This window comes from Bacillus sp. 05T31, assembly GCF_056396725.1.
In genome coordinates, this window is sequence record NZ_JBFTMA010000343.1 from 1 (window position 1) to 7,821 (window position 7,821).

At 33.0% G+C, this 7,821-nt stretch carries 10 protein-coding genes and 3 pseudogenes; 2 read left to right on the forward strand and 11 right to left on the reverse strand.

The genetic code is table 11. The features are described 5' to 3' along the window. Together AC1DJR_RS18800 and AC1DJR_RS18805 are read right to left on the reverse strand one after the other, a co-directional pair. A pseudogene (locus tag AC1DJR_RS18800) lies at positions 1-528 on the reverse strand (DnaD domain-containing protein); the annotation flags it as partial. Between the two features lie 217 nt (positions 529-745). Then, on the reverse strand, positions 746-1,327 hold the full coding sequence (locus AC1DJR_RS18805) for a TetR/AcrR family transcriptional regulator (protein ID WP_002190148.1): 582 nt from the start codon (positions 1,325-1,327) through the stop codon (positions 746-748). A 222-nt stretch (positions 1,328-1,549) separates the two neighbouring features. On the opposite strand from AC1DJR_RS18805, the gene AC1DJR_RS18810 reads away from it, so the two are divergent. Together AC1DJR_RS18810 and AC1DJR_RS18815 are read left to right on the forward strand one after the other, a co-directional pair. Next, positions 1,550-2,782: an MFS transporter gene (locus tag AC1DJR_RS18810; RefSeq protein WP_477003231.1), complete on the forward strand. Its 1,233-nt coding sequence runs from the start codon at positions 1,550-1,552 to the stop codon at positions 2,780-2,782. Between the two features lie 10 nt (positions 2,783-2,792). After that, positions 2,793-3,016: pseudogene (locus tag AC1DJR_RS18815) on the forward strand (hypothetical protein); the annotation flags it as partial. 68 nt (positions 3,017-3,084) lie between these two features. Here AC1DJR_RS18815 and AC1DJR_RS18820 read toward each other — a convergent pair. The 9 genes and pseudogenes from AC1DJR_RS18820 to AC1DJR_RS18860 form a co-directional block, all read right to left on the reverse strand. Then, positions 3,085-3,411, reverse strand: a complete 327-nt coding sequence (locus AC1DJR_RS18820; RefSeq protein ID WP_002013774.1) for a DUF3895 domain-containing protein — start codon at positions 3,409-3,411, stop codon at positions 3,085-3,087. A gap of 433 nt (positions 3,412-3,844) precedes the next feature. After that, entirely contained in the window at positions 3,845-4,195 is a 351-nt protein-coding gene (locus tag AC1DJR_RS18825; protein ID WP_001041138.1) for a hypothetical protein, read from the reverse strand. A 5-nt stretch (positions 4,196-4,200) separates the two neighbouring features. Next, entirely contained in the window at positions 4,201-4,473 is a 273-nt protein-coding gene (locus AC1DJR_RS18830; RefSeq protein ID WP_477003234.1) for a hypothetical protein, read from the reverse strand. A gap of 23 nt (positions 4,474-4,496) precedes the next feature. Next, a pseudogene (locus AC1DJR_RS18835) lies at positions 4,497-4,708 on the reverse strand (HNH endonuclease); the annotation flags it as partial. 48 nt (positions 4,709-4,756) lie between these two features. Next, complete coding sequence (locus AC1DJR_RS18840) at positions 4,757-4,948, reverse strand: hypothetical protein (protein WP_477003232.1); 192 nt, start codon at positions 4,946-4,948, stop codon at positions 4,757-4,759. 167 nt (positions 4,949-5,115) lie between these two features. Beyond that, on the reverse strand, positions 5,116-5,625 hold the full coding sequence (locus AC1DJR_RS18845) for a cytoplasmic protein (RefSeq protein ID WP_429688715.1): 510 nt from the start codon (positions 5,623-5,625) through the stop codon (positions 5,116-5,118). Continuing rightward, positions 5,622-6,341 (reverse strand): AHH domain-containing protein, encoded by a 720-nt coding sequence (locus AC1DJR_RS18850; protein WP_477003235.1) that lies wholly within the window; start codon positions 6,339-6,341, stop codon positions 5,622-5,624. Before AC1DJR_RS18850 ends, AC1DJR_RS18845 begins: the two co-directional genes overlap by 4 nt. Before the next feature lie 448 nt (positions 6,342-6,789). Continuing rightward, on the reverse strand, positions 6,790-7,212 hold the full coding sequence (locus tag AC1DJR_RS18855) for an SMI1/KNR4 family protein (RefSeq protein WP_264461042.1): 423 nt from the start codon (positions 7,210-7,212) through the stop codon (positions 6,790-6,792). A gap of 12 nt (positions 7,213-7,224) precedes the next feature. Continuing rightward, positions 7,225-7,821 (reverse strand): HNH/ENDO VII family nuclease (locus AC1DJR_RS18860; protein ID WP_477003233.1); only part of this gene is annotated, 597 nt, incomplete at its 5' end.

Below are 7,821 nucleotides of genomic sequence, written 5' to 3' on the forward strand. Positions count from 1 at the left end.
ATGTTCGTATTAAAAATAGGATTATAGTGTAACCAATTTATAATGAATAACTCTTTCGTTTCCGTGTCATATAAAATCTTCCCGTATTCCACAAACCGGTTCAATAACTTCTCAACWGTCWCCATACTGTAACCAGTTTCAAGCTCTGCYAAACGYTTYGGYAATATGTAAATACCACATTGCTTCGTTTTCGTACCAGTTAACAAATATATRTAAAAATAACGCTCTTCTGGCGTTAAATCTAATATGAATTCATCTTGCCAAAAGTTCACCTGCACATTACGGTACACCGCCATATGTTTCCCACCTCCTTTTATTCATAAAAAGGCAAATTTCAATCCTTCAATATACATATAGGAATGAGGGCTTTATTTTTGCATTTGAATTCCAAATTTTTTTAACTACTACAACGACGGTTTTATTTTTTCGTGCTTTTTTGTTCTTGTAGTTGTTTTTGTTTTTGTTTTTTCTTTTTCTTAGTGATTTATTACTTGGTAAGTGCTTATAAGGGGCTTTGAAGGGGCTTATATAGTGTTTTCATCCCYCTCTTATCCGATGYCTAATTACAAATGTCTCCAACAATCTTCATATATTGCAGACAACCATTATGATTCACCTGCTCATATTTACACGAAAATAAAAAGYACTTGTTGCCTTCGTAGACAATTCAGTGCTTAAAGTWAAAAGYTTATAAATAAAAGTGTCTATAATCGACATAGTTGATTGAWATACAATTCTGTTACATTTATTTTAGTAACGATAATATGATACATACCGAATTATCTACAACTGAACGTTCTGGGCGAGATTTCATTAACACCGTTAATCCAATTAATGAAGTGACTAGCGTTTGTGCCAATGCTTTAGCATTCACATCACTTTGCAGTTCTCCAGACTGAATTCCTTTAGTAATTAACTCTTGAAATATAACTGAAAGATACATTTGATGTTCTCTAGTCAGCACTTCAAATTTTTCATTATGAGGGGCAATCTCAACCATTGTGTTAATACAAAAACAGCCTTTATTTGATTCTTTTTTATATTCCTCTTCCACCATATTTTCAAAAAATATACGAATGGCCTCTTTTACAGATTGTTCTTTTTGAAGTTTTGTTCGAATGCTAGCTGCGTGTAAATTCGTGTATCTCCGTAATGCAGCTTCAAATAGCCCTTCTTTATCACCAAATGCCGCATATAAACTCGGTCTTTGTATTTCCATTTTAGCAGTTAAATCACTTAATGAAGTAGCAGCGTATCCTTTCTCCCAAAAAAGTTGCATAGCAGCATCTAAAGCTTTTTCTTTATCAAATTCACGTAGTCGAGCCATTTAACCCCTCCTCTTTTTTCACCTGTTTTCTAAATTATAAATCACGTTTTTATGTACTAATCAGTATATTATATATCGTATTAAATTATAAATGATATGTCAAAAGAAACTGAATTTAATTTACAATTCACTTGACATAGTAACTTATCCCTGATTATATTTGACTTACGAAATAACATACCGTTCGGTACGTTATTTTTTTTAAAAAAAGGAGATGATATTATGGATACTAAAGAAAAAATGACAACTGCTCTTACACAGAATAATGATCAGTTCCAATCACCTATCAATACAATCATGCCCCGCTATATAACTCTATTATTTTCAATAGCTTGCGGGATGGCTGTGGCGAATATATACTTCGCTCATCCTCTACTTGATTCTTTATCAAATGCGTTTAAGATCAACCATTCAACTATTGGTGTCGTTATTACGATTACTCAAGTTTGTTATGCACTCGGATTACTTTTATTAGTTCCACTTGGTGATTTGTTAAACCAAAAAAGACTTATCATTGTTCAAATGCTTTTATCCGTTTTCGCTTTAATTGTGGTCGGAGTCGCTCCTTCCAGTACCGTACTTTTTATAGGTATGGCCTTAGTCGGAATTCTTGCGACTGTTACGCARACACTCGTCGCATACGCATCCATTTTAGCTAACCCAAAAGACCGTGGGCGAATAGTAGGTTTCGTCACGAGTGGTGTCGTAATAGGAATTCTACTTGCACGTACATTTGCCGGAACATTAACAGATCTAGCGGGATGGCGTTCCGTTTATCTTACCTCTGCTGTACTTATGCTCTTCGTAATTGGTTTGTTATATCGTAATTTACCTAATCTTRAACMTAAAAAAACAGCTATGACCTATCSTAAATTATTACATTCYGTTCTCTTATTATTTGTAGAAGAAAGGATCTTACGTATTCGCGGAATATTAGCATTGCTTATTTTTACTTCCTTCAGTATTTTATGGACTTCATTAGTTTTACCTCTAAGTGCTGCACCATATAATCTATCACATACAGCTATCGGAGCATTTGGTCTTGCTGGAGTTGCTGGTGCATTAGCTGCTACTAAAGCGGGACAACTGGCTGATCGGGGATTAGGAGAGCGAACTACTGGCATWGCCTTAWCYTTATTATTACTTTCATGGYTCCYMATTAAATTAATGAACCATTCTCTATTCCTACTAGTTATCGGTGTTATTCTTTTAGATTTAGCTGTGCAAGCTGTACATGTCACGAACCAAAGTATGCTTTTCACCGTGCGTCCTGAAGCGAGAAGTCGGCTCACTGCTAGTTATATGATTTTTTATTCTATCGGCAGTGCAACAGGTGCAATTCTTTCCACAAACATTTATGCACGCTACGGATGGAACGGAGTTTGTATATTAGGTGCATCCGTTAGTGCTTGTGCTCTTTTATTTTGGGCAATGACCTTACGGCGATCATCATAAATAAAAGGGGAATAATTTTCTAAACACTGTGGCAATTTCATATGTACCACTACACGAAAAAGCAGTCGAGACTGCAAAAGAAGTTGGTATAGTTGAAGTAAAACGTAACAAGAAAAAAGCAGTTTTCTAAATGCTTACGAAAATATGCATTTAGAACTTGATAGAGAAAGACTCGGTTTCAAACGTAAATATGTAAGATGTAAAAAAACAAAAAGGGGTATCAATCTTTCTTGATTGATACCCCTTTTTACTTTGGTTACTGAACTAGCTCCGTAGAAAACATTCATTTAATTCTGGACAACTTATATGTTAAAAATTTCTTCATTCAATTTATAAACCCTATCTCTTTTCTCATCATTTTTGATAAAAGTAAGCTTTCCTTCTGTAACAAACCCTTCTAATATTAAGCATACTTGTCCAAAGGCTTTAGGCTTATTCGTTGTAAATCTTTCATCTGATATTTTACCAGATCGTATTAATTGTTCGCATAGCTCAAGTGCACTTATTTCTTCAGAGTTAAATAATCCCAAAATATCTTTTTGCAAGGGCGATAAAGGTGCTGGGATCTCAGCTACCTCCACTTTTTCTTTTTCTTCTTCAAATAAATCTTCAAATGAAATTTGATTCATTACATCTTTTCCTTTCTAACAACTGATTTGTATAACATGAACTGAATCCTATAGGTACGAGAACTTTAAATATTAGTTATTGTTATGTAGTACTTACCTTATTACATGAATTTCAAACTCATGTACATCATTTCATATAGTATGTTTTGATTATACCAAATATACGTTCTGTCTTCTATTGTAGAATTTTTTATAACAGGAATAAAGGTAATAGTGAACATTTATCTCCTCGTTAGTTGTATATACTATGTGAAAAAAAACGGAAATAGTTTGCATAATAAAATTATAGTTTTCTATTAAATTTCTACGCTAAAACGAAAATGAGTCTCTACTTTTAAACCACTTATTGTTTTTCTTTTCCACTGCAATTATATTTTGCTTTGCATTCACCTGTTTATGCCCTTATATAAATTTAAGTTAAGCACCACGAACCTTATCTATTTTCTTCATCATACTCTAGGAATAAATCTTGTAAGTCACCATTAACAGGCTCACTATTATCATTAATAGTTAATTCAAACTCTACCTCTTTATCTTCAATCATTACTCCTTCATCTATTACACCTAAAACTGTTGATAAAGTGTCAACTTCTATTTGCTCAATTATTTTAAATAATACGTCTTTATTTTCATTAGAAAGTTCTGTATAAAATTTCAGTGCTTCCTTCCAATATGGATCAGTCACTTCATTAATATTCGTATTCAAAAATAGTTCACGATAAGCTGTTAAATTCTCCCGTATTACTGATTGATGTAAATGCTTAATAATATCTTGTTTATTCATGTCTTCTATTTCCTCCTTAATTCAGGGTATAATTTTTTATTCAATTCAATAAGTTTTTTAATTTGAGAGTTCGGAATATTTTGATAAATCCTTCTTAATTCCATAATATCCCTTGCTAATAGTTGTCTTCCATTCTCAATCCCTTTTGAACTTCTTGATACTATTCCTTTTGGTCCTCTGATTGTATGTCCAACTTTTGGATCATAATCCGCAATAAATTTTTTCATGATAGCTTTTTGTCCAATATGATGCGCATCTAAACCTGGTACACCTTTTATTTCATTATAGAGACCTACATCATATTTAGCAGCTTCACCCGTACCCTTAACCCCACCACTCTCCAAATTCGAGATCCTACTCTGAATACTCGCCTTAGAGGCATCATGAGCTTCTTTTACGCTTTCACTGAAGTTCGTTCCACCGTATCTACGTACGCTTCCATCAAGTAATACTTCTTCACCTCTAATGAAGGAGAAAGCTATTATTTAAACCTTTTACTAATGTATTTTCAATTATATAATACTAGTAATTTCTGTTAGCCCTAATTCATAAAAATAATTTTTATACACTCAAAGCATACCTATCTATAAAAAAAACACTTGTTGCCTTTARTYGACAATCAAGTGCTTTAAGTTCATATRTTTTTAWRYAGCATAAATTTGTAAGWTTTATAGTAATAGTATGACACCTTTTATATGTGGTGAAAACTAATACGTTAAAACTTACGAGTTTGTACGAGTTCGTTAGTTTCATATACATTCYATGTGTTWATATTCAYCGCCMWRTAAAATGTCATYTCRCCTAAGSTCGTAMTTCKTTTTCTATTCTATCATTGCACAYARTACTCCATGAYGGTACAACCATCATGGAGTATTTACTTTTTAACAGCTTATTCTTTTTCTTTCCACTGCAAATATACTTTATTTTTTACCTGGTGAATATACAATCATTCTCCCTTCTGGATATTCACCTTTCCATCCACAAGGCCACCCTCCAAGTTTATACATCGCAAAGATTCTTTCATAAAAATTATCAACTTTCCCATTTACTAAACGATTTAATGCACACATCTCAAGATCTCTTTCTACTTCTTCAATTATATTTATATGATCAATTGAAATAAACTCCTGAGAATAGTTCTGGTTATCAGAAAAAACTTCATATAACATATCTTTTTTGGCTTCCATATCAGGGTTATAAGTTCCTTCTAATAAATTTGCACTTTCATCCGATTTAATATCATCCCAAACTATTTGAATAACATCCAAATCCTGAGACCAAGCCAATTCCTGCGCTTGATCAAAATCATGGATAATTTCAATATCATTTAACAATGAATGTAACTTTATATCGTTTCTATCAAATAAGTTTCTTTTTTGTATATACTCGATGACTTCCTCAACTAGTTTTGTATTTTCACCATACTTCATTTATTTATCCACCTTTCCCATAGTTCTTCAGTCGCTCCACCACCCCTATCCCAGATAGGCAACTTCTCATGCGCTCCTGATTTATAAAACTCTTTAAGATCTTTTATTCTTGACTTGTATAATGGGACTCCTTTTTCAACAGCTTCTTTTAATTTTTGTTGTAATTCATATACTTGTTTTTCCAATACCTCTACACTTTGATTTATGTCCAAATTATTCAAAGCTTTTGTTACAACTCTATTGTATACTCTATGAAAACCTCTATGTCTAGATAAAGCACTTGGACTTTCTGATGGTATTGGTAAAAATATCCCATTCTCAGCATGATCCATATCCATTCCTATTTTCTTCAATATAGGATGACTTTTTAAACTTTTAGGTATTATATGTTGCGCTTGATATCCCTTCCATGATGCAGAACGCGGTAGCCCCATGGATTCCAATAAATTTTGCCCTAATTTTGTAGAACTTTCTGCTGTAACTTTTCCAGGAGTACCAGGAATAAGCCTAGTGCCATTACCCGTACCCTTAACCCCACCACTCTCCAAATTCGAGATCCTACTCTGAATACTCGCCTTWGAGGCATCATGGGCTTCTTGGAATTTCCYGCTATAGTTCGTTCCAGATCTAACGACACTTCCATCTGGCAGTATTTCTACACCTTTAAAGATTGGGGATACGGAGTCCGCACCTTTTGCTAATGTATTTTCAATTATATAATACTAGTAATTTCTGTTAACCTTAATTCATAAAAATAATTTTTAAACATTTATAACATGCCTATTTAATAAAAAAGCGCTTGTTGTCTTTCGTAGACAATCAAGYGCTTTAAGTTCATWTGTTTTTAAGYAGCRTAAATTTRTAAGTTTTGTAGTAACARTATGACACTTTTTATACWTCATRACAAATACTATMTTAAAACTTACGAGTTTGTACGAGTTCGTTAGTTTMATATACATTCCATGTGTTTATATTTATSGCCCGGTAAAATGTCATCTCGCCTAAGCTCGTACTTTATTTTCTATTCTATCATTGCACATAACACCTATGATGGTRCAACCATCATGGAGTATMTAYTTTYAAACAMCCTATTMTTTTTCTTTCCACTTCAAAAATAAGTTCTTCCTCGTTCATTTGGCTTATGTGCTTTTTTGTTTTTAATTTCTAATCCCAATTGTCAATTGCTTCTTGAAAGCTATCTTTTAAGTACTCATCAAAAGTTGAGTATCTAATTATTTCTTCCTTACTAATATCATCCCATCTTATAACATAGTAATCATCTTTCGTGTTAATACAATAAATAAATTCATCTACATTTTCAATAACCAAATAATTCTCTGGTAATCCTAATTTTCTATATCTTTCAGTATCATCGACTACTGATGCATACTCCATTCCTTCTACTCCCAATACCTCAACTCCACAAATACCTCCTGAACCAAACTTTTTAACAAATTCTCTATATTGTGGTGGAAAAGTACAACCTAATTTTTTTTCAATCATAACTATGTTTTCGTCTGATATTTCTCCAAAAAAATCTCCTTTTTCAGTATATTGATTTATCATTCCTAAAATTTCCATATCCATTTCTTAATCACCTCAATCTAAATTATTAAAACGCCATTTCCAGTATTTTTTTCTAAAATTATTGTATTGTTTATCTAAAGTATCACTATTTCTAAAACTATCGCCATCTTTTATTAAACCATGCAAAATTTTTTTATACTCATCATGAGTAGTGGCAAATATTTCTACCATATCGCCTGGTTCTTTYTGAAGTAAATGATGAAGTTCAATCTGTGTCTCTACTCCATTCTTATCAACTACAAAAGGTGGACGTCCTTTTGCTGCTAGTTCCCTATTTGATAAACCTTTTGCCTTTGGATGCATCGGCTTATAATCCCACTGTATGTCAGTTCTCTGATATACACGCCTTGAAACATCCCTTTCTTTTCCGCCAACTTTAACACTACCTTCAAGTTCAACAGCCTTATAATTATCTCCTAACCAATCAAGATTAACTTCTCTACCAACTAATTTTGAAGAGTTACTTCCGGTATTAACATCCGTACCCTTAACCCCACCACTCTCCAAATTCGAGATCCTACTCTGAATACTCGCCTTTGAGGCATCATGGGCTTCTTGGAATTTCCCGCTATAGTTCGTTCCAGATCTAACGACACTTCCATCTGGCAG